Here is an 18,740-nt window from a genome sequence, read left to right as displayed (position 1 = left end):
AAAAATTTAGCTGCAATTTAACCTTAAAAATCTCATGAATACTCCGAACAACGAACCGCTCCGCCTTTCAAAACGTATGTCCGAATTAGGGCTGTGCTCACGCCGCGAAGCCGACGAATGGATTAGCCGTGGCTGGGTACGAGTGGATGGCAAAGTGGTTTCAGAACTGGGCACTAAAATCCTGCCCGATCAGCACATCACCATCGAACGTCAAGCCGCCGCTGAACAATCAAAACGCGTTACCGTGCTCATCAACAAACCGGTTGGTTATGTGAGCGGCCAGGCAGAAGATGGCTATGAACCGGCAATCTGTATGGTGACGGTGGAAAATCGCTGGGAAGAAGATAAATTACCGATTCATTTCCATCCAACTCAATTACGTAGCCTGGTGCCCGCTGGCAGGTTGGATATTGATTCGACCGGCCTGTTAGTGCTCACACAGGACGGCCGCATTGCCAAGCACCTGATCGGCCAAGACACTTCAGTTGAAAAAGAATATTTGGTGCGCGTTTCCTACAGCAAAGGCGGCACCCTGCCCGATGCCGATTTAAAACGCCTGAATCATGGCTTGTGGCTGGATGGCAAAGCATTGCTGCCTGCCAAAGTTCGCTGGCAAAATGAAGATCAATTAAATTTCATTTTAAAAGAAGGCAAAAAACGCCAGATTCGCCGCATGTGTGAAGCGGTTGGGTTGACCGTTATTGGCTTAAAACGAGTGCGTATTGGACGAGTTAAATTGGGTAATTTACCGGAAGGAAAATGGCGTTATTTGAGTGAAACGGAAATGTTTTAAATTAGCCCAATGCAAATATTTTCAATGACGCTATATTGAAAATATTTGCAAAGATATGCTAAATCGTTATGTGGACAGAATGCACGCATCCCGCCCCCTCTTTCAACTACACATTAATATAAACCCGCTGCAGCAATCGCTGCATCAATACTAGTCATTAGCGAACCCTGATATCCAACCGACCCGGTCTCGTTGGATTTATTCATCAAAACGGCGTAGCTCACGCCCGATGGTAATTGCCGGATGATGGCAGAAGTGCCCGGATAATTTCCAAAATGAAATCCATCATTGGTCTTGCCAGCGAGAGGAATACCATCTTGCGCCTCGTCAGTTCCATCAGCGTTGGTCTGTATCAAATAACTACCGGCAAACGTTGCCATAGCTTTTGAGGTCGTAATAGAGGTTGTGGCGGAAACCCAATTCAGCGTATTAATCGCGCCATTAGTGCAAATGACGGTTGTGCCGGGGGCAAAAATACTGGGCGCCATAATCGATGTGATGTAGTTTGGTTCGCGCGGATTACGGTCTGCCAGCAATGAAGCCGCTCCAGAAAAATCGGCGCTAGCAACACCCAGCGGCCTCAAAATCGTGTTTTGCAGATACTGGAGATAACTGGTATTGCTTGCCTGCGCGATGATTCGACCTAACAACAAATAACCGAAATTGGTATATGCCGCCCGAGCGCCTGGCGTGAAATCGAGCGGCTTTGCCATCCAGTAGCGAATGTCATCAGTCTGCGCCGGTGGCGTGCTCAATGCTAGCGAGCTTTGAACGACAGATTCAAGCTTATCGAAATCCACGTTACCGTGTTGGGATATATCCCAGCCTCCTTCATGCGCAATAAGCTGCTGAATAGTGATGTTTGCAACGCGTGGATCAGTGCTAGAGGAAAGCAAATCCGCAGACAACCAGCACGGTGTATTACTGCCCGTGCAAAAAACATGATCCGATAATGCCAGCGTGCCATTGCTGGCCAATGTCTGGATCGCTGAAGCGGTAACTGGCTTGACTATGCTGGCCGTTACCATCAAGGCACTAGCGGGCAATGGGATCGTACCAGCTGCGTCTAAAAAACCGTACCCTTTATCATGCAGCACCACGCCGTTATGCATAATGGTCACTGTCGCAGCAGTCACTCCGGTACTCGCCATCGTAGAAGACATAATACCGTCGACTGTCGCGCTCAAACTCACTGGCTGGGTTGGCGTGGTCGCTGTCGAACTACCTCCTCCGCCTCCGCAGGCGCCCAGGAAAACGACAATGGTGCAGGTATAAATCTGTTTGAAAATATCTTTTACAAAAAATTGCATGGAATCTCCGGGTAATTATTTTTGGCTGCGATGATTCATCGATGTATTACCTAATCAGATTAGTGTGTGACTAGACTACGACGATTTGCACTATAACAAACCAAACCTTTGGCAAACCTTAATGGCTCGCTGTACACTCTCCCGCTATGCATATTTTGATTGTTGAAGACGACATCGACCTTGGTTTTGCCTTGCAGAAGGCACTAAAAACCAACGGCCTCAGTAGCGAATGGGTTCGCAGGGTTGACCATGCGCCGCGTTCATTTGAATCAGCTCCATTTGATTGCATATTGCTTGATCTTTGCCTGCCAGGCGGCGCTGGCCTCGACCTGCTGAAACTATGGCGTGACGATGGAATCGTTATCCCAATAATCGTGATTACCGCAAGATCGGCATTAGATGACAGGCTGGCCGGCCTCGACAGTGGAGCAGACGATTATCTCGTAAAACCGTTTGCAACCGCCGAATTGATATCCCGTATTTATGCCGTGCAACGTCGCTATGTACGTCAAGCCAGCGATATCTGGTCAGTCGGCGATATCGAAATCGAGCCGAGAAAATACCTCGCACGCCTGAACGGCACATTGCTCGACCTATCTCCACGCGAGTTCCGTTTGATCCTGGAGTTAGCACGTGAACCTGGCGTCGTCATGCCCAAGGGAGAACTTTCGCAACGACTGGAACCATTAGGCGACCCGGTGGATTTCAGCGCAATTGAAGTGCATATATCGAATCTGCGCCGGAAAATCGGCGCGCACCGGATTCAAACCGTGCATGGCGTCGGCTACACGCTCGCCTCGTAACAAAACAACCAAGCAACCATGTTCAAACCTACTCTAGTCCGACGTGTGGTGACGGCGATCTTCATCGCGTTTTCCGTCATTTGGCTGGTACTCACTACATACAAATATATTACTGAGCGCAACACCGATGATGTTCGCGCTGGCATGAGCTCATTTATACAATACGAAATGCAGGGATTCGATACGGCCAGCACCGCACCCGAAGCGATTCAATATGCCTTTTCGCTGGAGCGGGAATTCAACCGAAGCCGCCGTTCCGATGGTCGTCACGATGTCTTAATGGAGCTATCGGATCAGCACGGCAAACGCTTGTTCTGGGTAACCGATCACCCGCTGAAGGGAATATTGAATCAGGTCGTTCCCACTCAGCTGGATGGAAAGGACTATCTGATCTTCAGAGGCGAAACTGCGCTCTGGACTTTTCAGATCGCTTATCCGATCCTGACTGTCGGCGACGCCGTGCGCAAATTTGGCAGTGTCATTGGCACGCTAATGCTCATTGCATTTCCCTTCATCCTGCTACCGATCTGGTATGCGGTTTGGCGTGGATTACACCCATTGCGCACACTGTCAGCGCTCATTGCGGCACGCCATACCGACGACTTATCCCCCGTCGATTTTGATCCTTATTACGGCGAACTCAAACCAGTAGTCTCCGCCATCAATCGCCTGTTGAACCAACTCAGCAAAAAAATAGCCAGGGAGCACGCCTTTGTACAAGACGCAGCGCATGAATTAAGAACACCACTGGCAGTGATATCGGCACATGTCCATGTATTAGCCAAAGCGGATACATTTCAAGAAAAACTGGAAGCAGAACAGCGCGTTGACAACGCCATTGCACGTGCATCCCATCTAGTTCAACAATTACTGGAACTAGCACGGGTAGATGGAAAACCCTTAGAGAATCTTGCGCCTCTCGATGCATCACATCTCACCCGGCTGACACTGGCACAAGCTGCGCCTGCCGCCAAAGCCCGCCAGATAGAACTCTCTCTGGATGCTCCGGACAAATTGCCGCATCCGATGGAAATGCACGCATTTCAATCTATTTTGCATAATCTGGTCGACAACGCGATCCGCTATATTCATCCCGGCGGAAAAATTATCGTTAAACTCAAACGACAAGCAAATACACTCACACTGACAGTAGCCGACGATGGGCCCGGTATTGCGGAAGAAGATAGAAGCGCGGTATTTGAACGGTTTTACCGAGGAAAAGCGCACGACCTGCCCGGCTCAGGGCTAGGCTTGGCGATTGTGCAGCAAGCAGCAGCACGCATGGGTGGCGAGGTGCTGCTTTCAACTGGATTAGTTGGTCGCGGTTGCCAATTCACGGTTGTTATTCCAACTGTGACCGCGCGAATTTGAGACGTTGGATAGGTGAATGATGAATCGTTTTGCCGGAGAAGGAAAAACGATCAGTGCAGAGCAGTGTATGTCTATTCGAACAAACTATAAATGCAAATGACCAGCGCCAACCAAACCGATCAAACCGATGCAAATCAAATACAATCCAATAATCAAATGTAACAATTTCGGCATGACCAGAATCAGGATACCAGCGATCAATGAGATCAAAGGCATGATTGAAAAATGCAAATTCATATACTCCCCCTATTTTTTAAAATATTTAACGTATCTAATGGCTCTACTTTCGATGAAAAAACCATTTTTTGACAGTATATTTTAATCTCAAAGTCATACATCGGCAATAACGCATTAATATGACACTTATGCTCCTGTATTACAAAAATAAAATGGCCGCTAAAGAATTTTACCTTGCAAGGCAAAATCGCTTCGTCGGCTGACACTGTATCGCCTGAAACCCCGAGTTCACCTTAATTATTCCAAAATTTAAATTTTGAAATTTTAATGCGGCTTTCCGTGGCTATTTTTATGTAAATACACATAAAAACTCCCCAATATGCAAAACAACAATTACAATCCTACAAATACTGTATAAAATTACAGACTGCATATAAACCCAGTTGGATACCATTGCCATGCAAAAACTTACCGCACGCCAAGAGCAAATTTTAAATCTCATTCGCGACGCCATCCAAAACACCGGTTTCCCACCTACTCGCGCAGAAATCGCAACAGAACTAGGTTTCCGCTCCGCCAACGCCGCAGAAGAACATCTACAAGCATTGGCACGTAAAAAAGTAATTGAATTGACACCTGGCACGTCACGCGGAATTCGTTTATGTGAATCAATACAATCGCGTGCATCAGAGCAAGTTAGTGCTATCTCCTCAACACCACAACTCGTATTACCACTCGTTGGCCGTGTTGCCGCAGGCTCGCCGATGTTATCCGAGGAACACATCGAAGCCAGCTACAATGTTGACCCTAGCCTGTTCTCAACCCGCCCGGATTACCTATTAAAAGTACGTGGCATGTCAATGCGTGACGTCGGTATTTTGGAAGGTGATTTATTGGCCGTCAAAAAAACCAGCCATGCAAATAATGGACAAATAGTCGTGGCGCGGATTGGTGATGAAGTAACGGTTAAACGCTATAAAAAAACCGGCTCGCTGATTGAACTGTTCCCAGAAAATCCTGATTACAGCGTCATCAAGGTCGAGACCGAAGATTTTGCATTAGAAGGTTTAGCTGTAGGATTATTACGCAGCTGGAATTAACTCAGGGCTTGCAGTAATTTTTTATTCCATTTAGTTCATTAACAAAGGTGAAAAATGTCATTAACAAATTCAACTTCAAGTCCAGTCTCTAATGCACACAATCGTTTAAGTCGCGATGGCTTTAACGACATAGCTCCTGCTGTGAACAAAGCGCTCTATGCGATGGGCAAAGCGATCGATGATTCCGGCTTAGAAAAAGAGTTATCTGAACTTATTAAATTACGGGCATCGCAAATTAACGGCTGTGCATTTTGCGTGCAATATCATTTAAACGTAGCGCGTGAATTACGCATACCGCAAACCAAGCTCGATCTGATCGCAGTATGGCAAGAGGCAGGCGTGTTTAGCGCACGAGAAATGGCAGCCTTTGCATGGACCGAAACCTTAACCAACATCGCAGGCAACGGCGTGTCTGAGAGCGCATACGCAGTGGTTAAATTGCAGTTTAGCGACGCCGAATTACCGTTCTTAACAGCAGCTGTCACCGCAATTAATAGCTGGAATCGTATTGCAGTCGCGTTTAATTACGCACCACCTGCGCCGGTATTTTCAAACAAAATTGAGTAATCAAAAAACACGGATTGCCAGTTTACACATACTCACATTAAAAGCCGTCCATTCGCATTTCAAACTTGAATCCATGTTGTGAACTTTAAGTGAATTTACAGGAAATGAAATTAATCGCCACCAAACAAGGTAAAACCGAAAAATACGATGTATTACGCTGCGTGCGTAAGAACGGAACTGAAACTTCGACAAAGATGCCGCGCCAAGGCCAACTACCTCATGATTTGATTCACTATGTAGTGGAAACTGCATTGGGCTACGAGCATGGTTTTTTAGGTTTAATAGCGAAAGGGGCTGATCTTGCCTTTGCGATGGAGCAAACGCACGACATCCAAAATCAACAAATTGCTGATCAGGCGACACATGCTGAAGCCTTGGTGGAAAGCCTTCAAGCGCAAATGTGGAGCGGCATGTTTGATAACGAACAGTTTTTAGCTGGACTAGAAGGAGCATGCTCAATGCGTAATCGAGCAGTACCAGATTTGAGCAAAATTAATCCTGAGAGAGATTTATACGAAGTCGTGCTGGCACTAGCTCAACGATGGCTACAAGTTCCTTTTTATGCGTCTCTTGAATTAGATATGCAAAATATTTAGTAAACCTATTCCTAATTTTGAACATAACAATTCATTCTATTCCCCCACAATAAAAAACGCCCTGACGGGCGTTTTTTATTGTGGGATTTTAAAGCTGAATTTACTGCGTATTTAATATGTATTAATGCTTAACCACAGGATCAACAACCTCACCCGGCACCGCCGGCTTGGCACTCACTACAACTTCTTCTTCCACTAGCGGAGTAGGCTGACGCTCCAGCGCGATTTCCAGCACACGATCAATCCAGCGTACCGGAATAATTTCCAAATGATTTTTGACATTATCTGGAATTTCCACCAGATCTTTGGCATTTTCTTCTGGAATGATGACGGTTTTAATACCACCACGATGCGCTGCCAACAACTTCTCTTTTAATCCACCAATTGGCAACACTTCGCCGCGCAAGGTGATTTCACCTGTCATCGCCACATCGGCTCTGACTGGAATACCAGTAAAGATCGAGACCAAAGCAGTCGTCATAGCAATACCCGCGGATGGGCCATCTTTAGGTGTTGCACCTTCCGGTACGTGAATATGTACATCGGTTTTTTCAAACACATCAGCTTTAATGCCCAAACGCGCAGAACGGCTTCTGACCACGGTGCGGGCTGCTTCGATTGATTCCTTCATCACATCACCCAAAGTACCAGTGCGGATGACATTACCTTTGCCTGACATGGATACCGCTTCAATCGTCAACAGATCGCCGCCGACTTCAGTCCAGGCTAAACCAACTACCTGACCAACCTGGTTTTCTTTAACTGCCATACCGAAATCGTAACGTCGCACACCTAAATATTTATCCAGGTTTTTGCAAGTAATCGTGACTTTTTTCTCTTGTTTTTTCAAGAGCAGCATCTTGACTACTTTGCGGCAGATTTTGGAAATTTCGCGCTCTAAAGAACGTACGCCGGCTTCACGCGTGTAATAACGAATAATGTCTTTAATCGCTGTTTCTGAAATCGAAATTTCTTCTTCTTTCAGGCCGTTGTTTTTAATTTGCTTAGGCAATAAGTAACGCTGAGCGATGCTACTTTTTTCATCTTCGGTGTAACCCGATAACCGGATCACTTCCATCCGGTCTAACAAGGCGGCAGGAATGTTGTAGGAATTGGACGTCGCCACAAACATCACGTCAGACAAATCAAAATCGACTTCCAGATAATGATCTGAGAAAGTATGGTTTTGTTCTGGATCTAACACTTCCAATAAGGCAGAGGAAGGATCGCCACGGAAATCGGCGCCCATTTTATCGACTTCATCGAGCAAGAATAAAGGATTGCGCACGCCAATTTTAGACAGGCTTTGCAAAATTTTACCCGGCATCGAACCGATATAAGTACGGCGATGTCCGCGAATTTCAGCTTCATCACGCACGCCACCTAATGCCATGCGCACAAATTTACGATTCGTGGCACGCGCTATCGATTGCCCCAAGGAAGTTTTACCCACGCCTGGCGGACCTACAAAACACAAAATCGGTGCTTTGAGTTTATCCACGCGCTGTTGTACCGCCAAATACTCCAATACCCGTTCTTTGACTTTATCTAAACCGTAATGATCGGCATCGAGCACTTTTTCAGCATGTGCCAAATCATTGGTTACTTTGGATTTTTTCTTCCAAGGTAAATTAATCAAGGTATCAATATAATTGCGCACCACGGTTGCTTCTGCCGACATGGACGACATCATTTTGAGTTTCTTCAACTCGCCCATGGCCTTGTCTTTGGCTTCTTTCGGCATTTTAGCCGCAATGATTTTTTTATCGATCTCTTCTAAATCCGCGCCCTCTTCGCCTTCGCCCAATTCTTTTTGAATGGCTTTAACTTGTTCATTCAAATAGTATTCGCGCTGAGATTTTTCCATCTGACGCTTGACCCGACCACGGATACGCTTCTCTACTTGCAGAATATCCAGCTCGCCCTCTAATTGTCCAAGCAAATGCTCTAGACGTTTGGCGACGCTAAAAATCTCAAGTATTTCTTGCTTCTGATCGAGCTTCAACGGCAAATGGGCGGCAACGGTATCGGCCAAACGGCCAGCGTCATCAATGCCAGACAAGGAAGCTAAAATCTCAGGGGGGATTTTTTTATTGAGTTTGACGTATTGATCAAATTGTTGAACAATCGCACGGCGCATCGCCTCGACTTCGGAATCATCGCTCTCTTCGGTTTCAACCGGAATCAAGTTCGCTACAAAATGCGTATCCAATTCACGAATCTGATTAATCCGCGCACGTTGTACGCCTTCTACCAATACCTTAACTGTGCCATCCGGCAGTTTCAGCATTTGCAGAATATTGGCGATACAACCAATTTCATAGATATCGTCAGGGGAAGGCTCATCCTTAGCGGCAGCTTTTTGCGCTGCTAACAAAATACTTTTGCCCTGCTCCATCGCTGCTTCAAGTGCTTTAATTGATTTAGGACGCCCCACAAAAAGTGGAATCACCATATGCGGAAATACTACAACGTCCCGCAAGGGTAACAATGGCAACTGGGTGTGCTCTGTAGGAAGTGAAGTCGTCATGGTTTACCTTATTTAATTAATTCTCAACAACATGTTGGCACGGATTGTTAAAACACAAGCCCAACAAAGAATATATTCACATCTATTTCATAAAAAAAGCCACTCACGGGATTTACCCGAAGTGGCTTTACGAACCAATTGCCTGGTTTCGATCGCGCTTGCTAGCTAGCTCAAACAATACACCTAGTTTGCACCAGAAGCCTTCGGTTTTTCATGATAAATCAAGATCGGTTTAGCTCCCTGCGTGATCGTGTTTTCATCAATGACAACTTTTGCCACATTTTGTTCGTTAGGCAAGTCATACATGACATCTAACAACGCACTTTCCAGAATTGAACGCAAACCGCGTGCGCCAGCTTTACGTTCAATCGCTTTTTTAGCAATAGCATGTAAAGCCGAAGGACGGATTTCTAATTCTGCGCCTTCCATTTCCAGTAATTTTGCATATTGTTTGATCAACGCGTTTTTAGGCTCGATCAAAATCTGAATTAACGATTCTTCGTCCAATTCATTCAATGTAGCAACCACCGGCAAACGACCGACCAATTCAGGAATCAATCCAAATTTAATCAAATCTTCTGGCTCAACTTCTTGCAGATGTTGGTTAGAAGTGGATTCGACCTTACTTTTTACACTGGCCGAAAATCCAATCCCGCCTTTTTCAGAACGATTAGAAATCAACTTAGCTAAACCATCAAATGCGCCGCCGCAAATAAACATGATATTGGTCGTGTCAATTTGTACGAAATCTTGATTAGGGTGCTTGCGTCCACCTTGTGGTGGAACCGATGCCATAGTGCCTTCAATCAATTTCAACAGCGCTTGTTGCACGCCTTCACCGGATACGTCACGGGTGATCGATGGGTTGTCGGACTTTCGTGAGATTTTATCAATCTCATCAATATAGACGATTCCTTTTTGCGCTTTTTCAACTTCATAATTACAGTTTTGCAGTAATTTTTGAATGATGTTTTCAACGTCTTCGCCTACATAACCAGCTTCAGTCAATGTAGTCGCATCAGCGATAACGAAAGGCACGTTCAACATGCGCGCCAAGGTTTGCGCTAATAAAGTTTTACCGGAGCCGGTTGGGCCAACCAATAAGATATTACTTTTTGCCAGTTCTACATCGTCTTTTTTACCGAGGTATTTCAGACGTTTGTAATGGTTATAAACCGCTACCGATAAAATACGTTTAGCAGTTGATTGACCGATCACGTACTGGTTTAATAGTTCGCAAATTTCGGCTGGCGTTGGCAAGTCTGCTTTCGCGTTACCGATGGTTTCTATGCTAGAAATTTCGTCGCGAATAATGTCATTGCACAGATCGATACATTCATCACAGATAAATACGGAAGGACCGGCGATTAATTTTTTGACTTCGTGCTGGCTCTTGCCACAAAATGAGCAATAGAGCAATTTTTCACCACTGGATGATTTTTTATCTGGCATGATACTAATTTAAAGAAGGAAGTGGTTTGATATTACCTGTAATTACTGAATTCGTCATCGTGATTAATTCGATTTTTAATTGCAGCATTAAGAATAAAATCAAAAGTGCAACTCAACAAATAAAAAACGCCCATAACGGGCGTTTTATTATTGCAAGTAGATTAAACCCGGTGCGCCATGACTTTATCAATCAGGCCATACTCAACAGCATCAGCTGCTGACATAAAGTTATCGCGATCCGTGTCTTTGCCAATTTGCTCAGCAGTTTTACCTGTATGAGTAGCTAACATTTCATTCAAACGCTCACGCAAATACAAAATTTCGCGGGCTTGAATTTCGATGTCGGACGCTTGACCTTGCGCGCCGCCTAATGGCTGATGAATCATAATGCGTGAATTAGGCAAGGAAAAACGTTTGCCTTTAGCACCGGCTGCCAACAAAAATGCACCCATGGACGCCGCCATACCGGTACACAATGTAGAAACATCGGGCTTAATAAACTGCATCGTGTCGTAAATTGCCAAACCAGCTGATACAGAACCACCTGGTGAATTGATGTAAAACGAAATATCTTTATCCGGATTTTCGCTTTCCAAAAACAACAATTGCGCGACGACCAAATTAGCAGTTTGGTCATTAACTGGACCAACCAGAAAAATTACCCGCTCTTTCAATAAGCGCGAGTAAATATCATACGAGCGTTCACCACGTCCACTCTGCTCAATGACCATCGGAACCATACCAAGCATTTCGGTGTTTAGTGCAGAATTTCGTATCAAGCTTGTCATGTATTTTTCCTAGTGGTTTGCTTATGCTTTAGTGGCTTAATTAAGCTTACGCTTGATTATTATTGCCCATCAACTCATCAAAAGAAATAACTTTTTCAGTTACTTTTGATTGTCCAAGCACATAGTTAACGACGTTTTCTTCTAATACAAGGGCTTCAACTTCAGCCAAACGATTTCTGTCGTTAAAATAATAACGCATCACTTGTTTAGGATCTTCGTAGCTTTTAGCAAAGTCAGCAACTTGCGCTTCAACTTGCTCAAAAGTCGCTTTCAAGCCATTTGCCTTAACCATTTCAGCCAAGATCAAACCTAAACGTACACGACGTTCTGCTTGTGCTGCGAACATTTCGAGTGGGAATGGAACGTCTTTAACGTTCATGCCGCGCTGCGCCATATCTTGACGTGTCATTTCTGACAAACGCTCTGAATCTTGAGTGATCAAGACTTTTGGCACATCGAATTCGCAGATTTTCAACAATGCATCCATCACACTGTTTTTAGTTTGTGCTTTAACGCGACCACCAACTTCACGCTCTAAATTTTCTTTAATATCAGCACGCATTTTGGCCATATCGCCATCTTCTACGCCCAACATTTTAGCGAATTCTGCGTCAACTTCTGGTAAGTGCGCCCATTCCAAATTAGTTAATTTGATGGTGAATTCAGCTGTCTTGCCTGCAACGTCTTTACCGTGGTAATCCGCTGGGAAAGTCATTGAGAAAGTTTTTGATTCAGCGACTTTCAAGCCCAATGTTGCGGCTTCAAACTCAGGCAACATACGGCCTTCGCCTAATACAAACACGAAACCATCAGCTTTTCCGCCTGGGAATTCAACGCCATCGATAGAGCCGACGAAGTCAACTGTAGCGCGGTCACCGGTTTGTGCGGAAACATCTGCACCGCCGTCGCCATGTTCGCCAGCTTGACCTTTAACGTGGAAATGAACGCGTTGCTTGCGCAGAATATCGACAGTTTTATCGATTTCAACATCACTAACTACGGTTTTAACTTGCGTAACTTCTGCGCCAGCCAAATCACCGATAGTAACGTCTGGATAAACTTCAAACGTTGCATCGAAAGCCACGTGGCCTTCTTGTGATTCTGCGCTGGTTTTAGGCGCGATGTTTGGATAACCGGCCACGCGTAATTTGTTTTCGTTGGCAGCTTCGCTGAAAGCGCGGCCAACTTTGTCGTTCAATACTTCTGTTTCTACTTGATAGCCGTATTGTGCTGCGACCATTTTCATAGGAACTTTACCAGGACGGAAGCCTGGCGCTTTAGCTGTACGGGCGCGCACTTTTAGTCGTTTTTCAACTTCTACACGCACATCGGCCAAAGGCACAGTGATTGTAAGACGGCGTTCTAATTTACCCAATGTTTCGACAGCAGTTGCCATTTAATCGTCCAAATAAAAATTGTCTGTGGTGCGAGAAGGGGGACTCGAACCCCCACACCATTTCTGGCGTCAGGACCTAAACCTGGTGCGTCTACCAATTTCGCCATCCTCGCGGGATGTGCATAACTTTAACTACTGTATGCATTGCGCAGAAAAAACAAAAGCGACTAAGTCGCCCACATTTCCGCTTGCGGCATTTTAACTCCAGCCGCGTATTCTACAAGAATTTATTCAAGATTGCTCTCAATTTATGAAGAAAACTGTTCCTTTTTGCATTTTTTCTCGATTTTGCGGTGGGTTATTCGAATCCAGCTCGAATTATCATGCGCTCACCTCATTCGCTCAAATACAAAAAGCGCGCAATCTCATCAAATAAATCTCAAAAACATATATTTAAAATAAATTGTGGATTTAATACCATCGTGCGCAAATATGAATGTGGGCAAGCTTTTCTGCCCACCCGCATTAATCCTACATAGATGCAACTTTAACCCCTGGCCCAGTGGCGCCATCAAACCCCAACTGCGCCAAGGTGATTAATTCATCTGGGCTGGCAACTCCTTCTGCAAAAATTTGCATGCCAAAATTGTGACCAATCCCAATTAAGCCTTTGAGGAAAACTTGATTGCCCTGATTATTATTAATATCGCGGATGAAGCTGACATCGACTTTCAGATAATCCAGCTTTAAATCTTGCAACAAGCCGATTTTGCTAAATTGTCGCCCAAAATGTTCCAAACCTAAACGACAACCGGTTCCTGCCATTTTATTGAGGAACTCGTTGAAAGCCGCAAAATGCGCATAAGCACCATATTCAGGAAATTCTATCCATAACCGCCGGGCAGCTTTGGGGTTGGCCAGTAACATTGCGCGTATATATTCACAGAACGTGCCATCTTCCAATGAACGGGCCGATAGATTAATAGCGAGCCCAACAATTTCCCGATTCATATTCAGCTCATCAATACCCAGCGTAATGGCGATGGTATCCAGAGTTGAACTCATTCCCAAGCGTTCCGCTACCGACAAAAAACTCCCGGCCGGAAGCCATTCATGCGCCAACCTCAGCCGTAAGGGGCATTCACTATGCAGCAATTTACCTGCAAAGTCCGTCAAGGGGAAAGAGCCGAGTTTGGTTTCCTGGTTTTCTATCGCGTGATAGATTAATTTTGACCACTCTTCATTGCTACGCGGTGCATCGTCGCTCTTCAAGCTAGCCGCATCTCTGATACAGCTAATCCCTTGTGCCTCAGCCCCAGCCAACGCCGCATCGACTTGCATCATCAAACTGGCGAGATTTACACCGTAACTAAATTTACCGACGCCGATAAAAGCCACGGGGCCACTCTGTATATAGGCCGAGGTTTCCAGCACTAGCGCATCCAATAACTGGTCAGTGATCGGGTGCGCTTCCGATAACGGTAGCAGCAGCCCAAAATCCGCTCCATTCAAGCGCGCGACTAATGCATTCGGCACTACTGCTACCGCCTTAGACATCGTTACTGCTACCGATTTTAAAAAATTATCAGTCTCTGTGCGCCCCAGCCGTTTGTTGATCGCACCTAAATCCGCAATCTTTACCAGTACTAATGCGCCCGCATAAGAATCTTCCATTTCCAGCGTCGCTTGTAGCTGCGCCATAAAAGAAAGACGATTAGCTAACTTGGTCAGCGAATCTGAATTCGCCTCCAGCCGCACTAACTCAAGGCGCTGCGCTTCATCAGCAAACATTTTTTTCAGCAGCAATACCGTGGAATTCATGGCAGAAGTCAATTGCCGCAACTCAGGCACGGTCGATTCCGGGATGGTAATGAAATGGTGTGCGGTAATAGCTTGTGCTTGAGCGATCACCGCATTGAGCGGCGCTTTAATTCGTCGCAACACTAAAGTGCCTAACCAGCCACCAACCAGACTGGTGAAAACCAGCGCGCCAATTAGCGCCAATGTCGACTCCCACAAGGCTTTATAGGCAAAGCGGGTATTACTCACTAACGTGATTGTGCCAACCTGATTCCAGCCATTGTTAAAGTGCGCTATCCCAGGTACCACAGTGAGCGGCAGACTTTGCATAAACCAACTAGGCGTATCATCACTATTGGTCAGTGCTTTGCGCGAGATAATTTCACGACCGCTGGCGTCAACGACACGAATCAGGTCGTAATACCCCTTATCGAACAAGGAAGTAACGGCTAATTTTATTTCTATCGTACCGATGTTGCGCTGACTTAACGCTAACGCCAACGATGTCGCATTGTCGGTATTTTTCATGCGCAACTGATCTTCAAGATAAGCACGTACGCTAAATGTTGAGGCAAACAAACCACCCGCCAAACTCAGCAGCGCCGTAAGTATCAAAGAAAGCCAGATTTGACGATACATGGACATGGTTAATTTCCGATTATTGGTCTCAGCTTATTTCCGGCTAATGAATCCCATCGAATTAAATTCCTTCATGATGCGTACGGCAATAGAACACTCAATATTGTTGATTTTAGTAAAGTTTAATTTTATTTTTGAATTAATTTGAGGAGTGATAACAATTTCAGGGTTAATTGCTGATTGCCTTGCTGGCAATGCCGCACAATTTTGGCGGGACAGAACCGGTCAAACTCTAGACCGCTGTTTATGTCTATGCTAAGGTGCGCTCCGGGTGTAACTATTTAGCTTATTTAGCGGCTTTAATTCAGAAAATTCACGCTTTTTCACGTATTTTCATATACCCCACCCTATTTTTATAAGAACTTAACGTATCCAATGGCTTTCCAGACGATAAAAAGTAGTTTTCAGACAGTATATTTAAAGCTCAAAGCGTTCACCGCCACTTAGAACAAAAATCACAAAAATATACTTTAGTATGCTGAAACACAAAAATCAGAATTCAAGCAATCAGATCCACCCCAAATAAACGAAAAACCAAAGACTATGGCTGTTGAAGACGCAAAACACACCCCGATGATGCAGCAGTACCTGCGCATTAAAGCAGATTACCCAGACACATTGGTGTTGTACCGTATGGGTGATTTTTACGAATTGTTTTTTGAAGATGCAGAAAAAGCGTCGCGCTTAATCGGCATCACACTGACTCAGCGTGGCAGTTCCGGCGGCACCCCGATCAAAATGGCCGGCGTGCCCTATCATTCGATCGACGGCTACTTAGCCAAACTGATCAAGCTCGGCGAATCGATTGCAATCTGCGAACAAATCGGCGACCCGGCCACCAGCAAAGGGCCGGTTGAACGTAAAGTGATGCGCGTCATTACACCGGGCACACTGACCGAAACGGACTTATTGCCAGCCAAATCAGAACGACCTTTGTTATCGATTGCTGTAACCACCCAGCGCAAGCAAATGACGTTGGGTTTTGCGTGGTTATCGCTTTCCAGCGGCGCGCTAAAGTTATTGGAAGTCAGCACTACTGAAAAAAACTTCAGCCATCTATTACTGCAAGAATGCGAACGGATTGCAGCGGCTGAAATTTTATATACCGAAGACGTCAATCAACCCGACATCAGCGCACTACTCGCCAGCCTGCCCTGCAAAATTACCGCCCTGCCCGCTTGGCATTTTGATTTTGCACACGCTAAAAAATCACTACAAGAACAACTCGGCGTCGCCAGCCTAAGTGGCTTTGGCGCAGAACACGCGACCAGTGCCATCACTGCCGCCGGCGCGTTGTTGCGCTACACACTTGCAACACAAGGTAAAAACCTGCGCCATGTGAATAGCTTAAGGTTGGAAACTGTTGATGAATTTATTGGTTTGGATGCCGTCACCAGACGCAATCTGGAGCTTACCGAAACCATCCGCGGCCAAGAGTCGCCAACCTTGTTTTCGCTGTTGGATCATTGCCGCACCAGCATGGGTTCGCGATTATTACGCCATTGGCTGCACCACCCGAGCCGCGCCCAGCAGCAAGCAATTGCACGCCATCAGGCCATCCAAACGCTGATAGAATCCGACGCCAACCCTAGTTTACTGGCAACGTTAAGCGAAGTTCCCGACATCGAACGTATCACCACGCGTATCGCCCTAGCATCCGCTCGGCCGCGTGATTTAGCCGGCTTACGCGACGGCTTGCTGCAGTTACCAGCACTGTGCAACTCATTAGAAAAATGCACACCTGCGACGCCTTTACTAAACGACTTATTAGGCGCACTAGCAACACCTGACGAGTGCCAGCACTTGCTCGAAATCGCCATCATGCAAGAACCGGCCACGATGGTACGTGACGGTGGCGTTATAGCTGCCGGCTTTGATGCAGAACTCGACGAATTGCGCGGCCTGTCTGAAAACGCCGGACAATTTTTAATCGACCTGGAAACCCGAGAACGAGCCGCTACCGGCATTGCTAATTTGCGTGTGGAATACAATCGCGTACACGGTTTTTATATCGAAGTCACTAACGGACAAACCGACAAAGTTCCAGAACATTATCGCCGTCGGCAAACATTAAAAAATGCCGAACGCTATATCACCCCGGAATTAAAAACCTTTGAAGACAAGGCTTTGTCCGCTCAGGAACGCGCCCTGGTGCGTGAGAAATACTTGTACGAACAAGTGTTGCAGCAACTGTTACCGCACATTATTGTGCTGCAAACGATAGCGCAAGCCTTAGCGCAACTCGATTGTTTAGTGGCGTTGACTGAACACGCAACGCGCCATCAATGGTGCGCGCCGCAATTGGTAACAGAGCCAATTTTAGATATTCAGCAAGGTCGCCATCCAGTCGTAGAAAATCAGATTGAGCGTTTTATTGCCAATGATTGCCAATTAAATGCTGATCGCAAACTGCTGCTAATTACCGGCCCGAACATGGGCGGTAAATCGACCTACATGCGTCAGGTCGCACTAATTACTTTATTGGCATATGTCGGTAGTTATGTGCCAGCCAACAGCGCCACCATCGGCCCGATTGATCGCATTTTTACCCGTATCGGCGCGGCAGATGATTTAGCTGGCGGACGCTCCACCTTTATGGTGGAAATGACCGAGTCAGCCGCCATTCTGAATGCGGCCACTGAGCAGTCGCTGGTATTAATGGACGAAGTTGGACGCGGCACATCCACTTTTGACGGTCTGGCATTAGCTTGGGCCATCGCCAAGCAACTCATCACCCAAACCAACAGCTACACGCTGTTTGCCACGCATTATTTTGAGTTGACGCAGTTACCTGACATTCATTCCAGCGCGCAGAACGTGCATTTATCGGCAGTCGAGCATCAGGAAACCATTGTGTTTTTACATGCAGTGCAAGACGGCCCTGCTTCACAAAGCTATGGTTTACAAGTAGCTCAATTGGCTGGAATTCCAAATCAGGTAATCCGCGCCGCACGCAAACATTTGGCGGAATTAGAAGCACATTCAATCCAAAGCACACCGCAGTTTGATTTATTTGCCGAAGCGGTACCAGTAATTGAAACGAAAGACGAACCTTTGCAACAAGCGCTGGATGCCATCGATCCAGACTCGTTAAGTCCGAGGGAAGCATTGGATGCTTTGTACCAGCTCAAAAAATTAGCGCTAACTCTGTAATCGGTTATAAAAAACCGCTCAATTGAGCGGTTTTTTTATTCTTAAAAATAGTTGAAATACAATTTCAACTAAATAAATTACAATAAAGCAATTTCAATATAAAACTTCCCAAATGCGACTTTTTGAAAAACTAATAAAGTTAAGCATGTTTGCATTGATCTGCCTGATTCACTTCGGGCTTTTCTTTATTTGTAAAAGTGTATAGACGTGAGACATGGGTAACACCTGTATCAGGACATAGGTAACACTATTGGGCATCAAGAATGATGTCCAATCGGAGCCGCCATTATGACCTGGAATACAGCCAATACTATGGACTTACGTT

14 protein-coding genes and 1 tRNA gene are annotated in these 18,740 nt (G+C 45.7%); 7 read left to right on the top strand and 8 right to left on the bottom strand.

Going from position 1 to position 18,740, the window contains the following annotated elements:
* The first annotated feature begins 34 nt into the window (after positions 1 to 34).
* The gene (locus S2091_RS15230) at positions 35 to 793 is read left to right on the top strand and encodes a pseudouridine synthase (protein WP_279338094.1); all 759 of its coding nucleotides are present in this window, start codon (positions 35 to 37) and stop codon (positions 791 to 793) included.
* A 113-nt stretch (positions 794 to 906) separates the two neighbouring features.
* On the opposite strand, the gene S2091_RS15225 is transcribed toward S2091_RS15230, so the two are convergent.
* Entirely contained in the window at positions 907 to 2,103 is a 1,197-nt protein-coding gene (locus S2091_RS15225) for a serine hydrolase domain-containing protein (protein ID WP_105532806.1), read from the bottom strand.
* Between the two features lie 146 nt (positions 2,104 to 2,249).
* Between S2091_RS15225 and S2091_RS15220 the strand changes: the two genes are divergently transcribed.
* Complete coding sequence (locus S2091_RS15220) at positions 2,250 to 2,906, top strand: response regulator transcription factor (protein ID WP_105532805.1); 657 nt, start codon at positions 2,250 to 2,252, stop codon at positions 2,904 to 2,906.
* An 18-nt stretch (positions 2,907 to 2,924) separates the two neighbouring features.
* Positions 2,925 to 4,277 carry a sensor histidine kinase gene (locus tag S2091_RS15215; RefSeq protein WP_105532804.1) on the top strand — a complete coding sequence of 451 codons (1,353 nt, stop codon included), beginning with the start codon at positions 2,925 to 2,927 and terminating at the stop codon, positions 4,275 to 4,277.
* A gap of 84 nt (positions 4,278 to 4,361) precedes the next feature.
* Here the strand turns inward: S2091_RS15215 and S2091_RS15210 are convergent, their stop codons facing one another.
* Positions 4,362 to 4,514, bottom strand: a complete 153-nt coding sequence (locus S2091_RS15210; protein WP_105532803.1) for a DUF3096 domain-containing protein — start codon at positions 4,512 to 4,514, stop codon at positions 4,362 to 4,364.
* Positions 4,515 to 4,912: 398 nt separating this feature from the next.
* On the opposite strand from S2091_RS15210, the gene lexA reads away from it, so the two are divergent.
* The 3 genes from lexA (at position 4,913) to S2091_RS15190 (ending at position 6,717) form a co-directional block, all read left to right on the top strand.
* Entirely contained in the window at positions 4,913 to 5,554 is a 642-nt protein-coding gene (gene lexA / locus S2091_RS15200) for a transcriptional repressor LexA (RefSeq protein WP_105532801.1), read from the top strand.
* 54 nt (positions 5,555 to 5,608) lie between these two features.
* Positions 5,609 to 6,121 (top strand): carboxymuconolactone decarboxylase family protein, encoded by a 513-nt coding sequence (locus S2091_RS15195; RefSeq protein ID WP_105532800.1) that lies wholly within the window; start codon positions 5,609 to 5,611, stop codon positions 6,119 to 6,121.
* Positions 6,122 to 6,210: 89 nt separating this feature from the next.
* Positions 6,211 to 6,717, top strand: a complete 507-nt coding sequence (locus S2091_RS15190) for a hypothetical protein (RefSeq protein WP_243405445.1) — start codon at positions 6,211 to 6,213, stop codon at positions 6,715 to 6,717.
* A gap of 121 nt (positions 6,718 to 6,838) precedes the next feature.
* On the opposite strand, the gene lon is transcribed toward S2091_RS15190, so the two are convergent.
* The 6 genes from lon to S2091_RS15160 form a co-directional block, all read right to left on the bottom strand.
* Positions 6,839 to 9,247, bottom strand: coding sequence for an endopeptidase La (gene lon, locus S2091_RS15185; RefSeq protein WP_105532799.1), 2,409 nt, complete (start codon positions 9,245 to 9,247; stop codon positions 6,839 to 6,841).
* 183 nt (positions 9,248 to 9,430) lie between these two features.
* A complete protein-coding gene (gene clpX, locus S2091_RS15180) occupies positions 9,431 to 10,699 on the bottom strand; it encodes an ATP-dependent Clp protease ATP-binding subunit ClpX (protein WP_105532798.1) in 1,269 nt (422 codons plus the stop codon).
* Positions 10,700 to 10,860: 161 nt separating this feature from the next.
* A complete protein-coding gene (gene clpP / locus S2091_RS15175) occupies positions 10,861 to 11,487 on the bottom strand; it encodes an ATP-dependent Clp endopeptidase proteolytic subunit ClpP (protein WP_105532797.1) in 627 nt (208 codons plus the stop codon).
* A 46-nt stretch (positions 11,488 to 11,533) separates the two neighbouring features.
* A complete protein-coding gene (tig, locus tag S2091_RS15170; protein ID WP_105532796.1) occupies positions 11,534 to 12,883 on the bottom strand; it encodes a trigger factor in 1,350 nt (449 codons plus the stop codon).
* A 26-nt stretch (positions 12,884 to 12,909) separates the two neighbouring features.
* A tRNA-Leu gene (locus tag S2091_RS15165) sits at positions 12,910 to 12,996 on the bottom strand.
* Positions 12,997 to 13,354: 358 nt separating this feature from the next.
* On the bottom strand, positions 13,355 to 15,268 hold the full coding sequence (locus S2091_RS15160; RefSeq protein ID WP_105532795.1) for a bifunctional diguanylate cyclase/phosphodiesterase: 1,914 nt from the start codon (positions 15,266 to 15,268) through the stop codon (positions 13,355 to 13,357).
* Between the two features lie 537 nt (positions 15,269 to 15,805).
* Here S2091_RS15160 and mutS point away from each other — a divergent pair.
* Entirely contained in the window at positions 15,806 to 18,415 is a 2,610-nt protein-coding gene (mutS, locus tag S2091_RS15155) for a DNA mismatch repair protein MutS (RefSeq protein WP_243405444.1), read from the top strand.
* The last annotated feature ends 325 nt before the right edge of the window (positions 18,416 to 18,740 follow it).

This window comes from Solimicrobium silvestre, from assembly GCF_002976435.1.
In the GTDB taxonomy this organism is placed as follows: domain Bacteria; phylum Pseudomonadota; class Gammaproteobacteria; order Burkholderiales; family Burkholderiaceae_D; genus Solimicrobium; species Solimicrobium silvestre.
The sequence above is the reverse complement of the archived record's forward strand: the minus strand, read 5'-3'. Positions and strand labels throughout refer to the sequence as shown.